We start from the raw sequence: 2,081 nt of genomic DNA, 5'->3' as shown, positions 1-2,081 counted from the left end.
TGCCGTCAGACAAGTCGCAATGACCTGCTTGCACCAGCTGTAAAATCCGTCTGTGTAACCTCTCGGAACTCCAAAAAGATACAGACTTCCCACAGCTATCTGACACAACATTATGCCGCCTCGCTTGATGTTTGCAAACACAACTTTCACCGTGCAGTAACCGAATAAGATCATAAAAAATAGACTGAACAGCGAAATATCTGAGGCAAGAGCAAATATGACCGCAAGTCCGGTGTCCGCCATCGTGTCGCTTGTTCCGGATATGAAGTTCCCAAGCAGCTCAGTTGCAAACGTACCCTGCATATTGACGCAGAACGAATAAAGCCTTTGGGGAACGACTGTCACAAGACTTGCCGCCATGAACCCTTTCAACACGTTCAGACAGGTATTTTTGATATTCGCCTGACCCGATTCATAGGCTATCGCCGTGTCAAACACCGCCACGATAAGTCCACAGACAAACAGCATCCATGCGAGACTGTGGAACAATGCTATGAACGACTGCACCCACGACAGAGCGAAAATACTGCTTGTGCTTGCATTGATAAATTCAAAAAGATCGGCAACTGCGCCGTAAATGAGGTTGAACAGCCACTCAAACATTACATCCCAGATTGCGTCTGTTATGGTATCTACCGCAGAACCTATTGTATTGTCCCAAAGGCTTGATATTCCGTCGCTGATCCAGTCAATGGCGTCTGAGATCCAATCAAACATCCGCACCACCTCCTGCCTTTGTTATCTCTCCCTTTACTCTGTACAGCGAGCTGCGGCGTCCGCCTTGGATATGATAGCGAGGTATCCGTTCTAACAATCCACGGTTTTCAAGTTCCGTAAAAGCACGATATACCGTGCTTTTGTGTATGCTCAGATCTTCTGCTATCCTGCGTACAGAGGGAAAACATTCTCCGTTTTTGTCCGCACGGTTTGCCAGATAACAGTACACAGCCACCGCCTTGTGGCTTAGTCCTAAGTCGTAGATCCTTCTTGGAAATATCAATATGCATCAGCTCCTTTTACGTTTTAACAGTTGTCCTTTTCTTTGCTGTCAGCTCCTCATATTCTATCGGACTCTCTTTTTTCTTCTGCGGATATTTCATTTCAACGTCTTTTATCAGTTCATCACGCTCTTTGTATGAAACAGCACGGGCTGTCTTATCGGGAAGTTTGTATTCATCTTCAAACTTGATACCCCATTTGAAGAACAGTTTTAACTTGCTTATCATCGGGTGTGTTCCTGTTTTCATAACGATAAACTGTCCTTTCGGCATAGATTTCAGCTCATCCACAGTCATAAGCGGTCTGCCTATCATCTGCAATGACTGAGATCTGTCCCTGCCGTTTGATACCGAACCGCTTAATACCGTTTGTTCGCCCAAAGCTTTTGAAAGCACCTCTGCACTCTGGCTGTTTGGTGCAAATCCGCCGAACACAGTAAGCTGAGTGTTGTCGGTGATTATCTCCATACCCTGTTTCCCGTAGTTCTGTTCAAGCTGTGCAAAGGACTGTATTATCGCCACGATGGATATTTTTCTTGAACGTCCTGCGGAGAACATAGATTCAGCACCCTCTATCTTAGGAAAAGTTCCAAATTCGTCGCAGTAAAACATAACTCTGTTTTTTAGTTTTCCGCCGTTTTCGTCTGCAATGACTAATATCTCACGATATAACTGTTGGATAAGCAGGCTGACCATAAAGTACTTGCTTGTATCTTCTTCGGGAAGAACGATAAAGATAGCAGACTTTTCATTACAGAACTTCTCAGCGTCTATCGCCGTTCCAAAACACAGCATTTGTTCAAGTTCAGAATCTAGAAAACTGTTGAGCCTTGAAAGTGCAGTCGACATTACCGACAGCATAGACTGGTCAGACGCATTCAGAGCCGCTCCTGCAAGCCATTTTGCTTTGTGTTCGCTTGGGAGCTTGTCCATAAGCTTTGTAAAATACATCTTAGGCTTTGCTTTCGGCGCAGGCTGATACTTTGCCAAAAGGTCTTGGATCAGCTTAAAAACTGAAACAATATGCCTTTCGTTTTTGTCGCCAAACTCCGCCAAAAGCAGGATAACCGAGGCAAGCAAGCC

At 45.0% G+C, this 2,081-nt stretch carries 3 protein-coding genes; all 3 read right to left on the bottom strand.

Annotation, left to right across the window (positions count from 1 at the left end; all coding sequences use genetic code 11):
• Window positions 1-717, bottom strand: a 717-nt coding sequence (locus tag AB5627_RS14170) for a conjugal transfer protein TrbL family protein (RefSeq protein ID WP_368369918.1), incomplete at its 3' end; no start/stop codon positions are given.
• On the bottom strand, window positions 710-1,000 hold the full coding sequence (locus AB5627_RS14165) for a helix-turn-helix domain-containing protein (protein WP_041337570.1): 291 nt from the start codon (window positions 998-1,000) through the stop codon (window positions 710-712). The genes AB5627_RS14165 and AB5627_RS14170, both read right to left, overlap by 8 nt.
• A 16-nt stretch (window positions 1,001-1,016) precedes the next feature.
• The coding region (locus AB5627_RS14160; RefSeq protein ID WP_337400631.1) for a type IV secretory system conjugative DNA transfer family protein at window positions 1,017-2,081 on the bottom strand (1,065 nt) is incomplete at its 5' end.

It is taken from the genome of Ruminococcus sp. RTP21198st1_G1_RTP21198_201120 (genome assembly GCF_040924265.1).
Classification (GTDB): domain Bacteria; phylum Bacillota; class Clostridia; order Oscillospirales; family Ruminococcaceae; genus Hominimerdicola; species Hominimerdicola aceti.
This window is presented reverse-complemented; position numbering and strand designations above follow the sequence as displayed.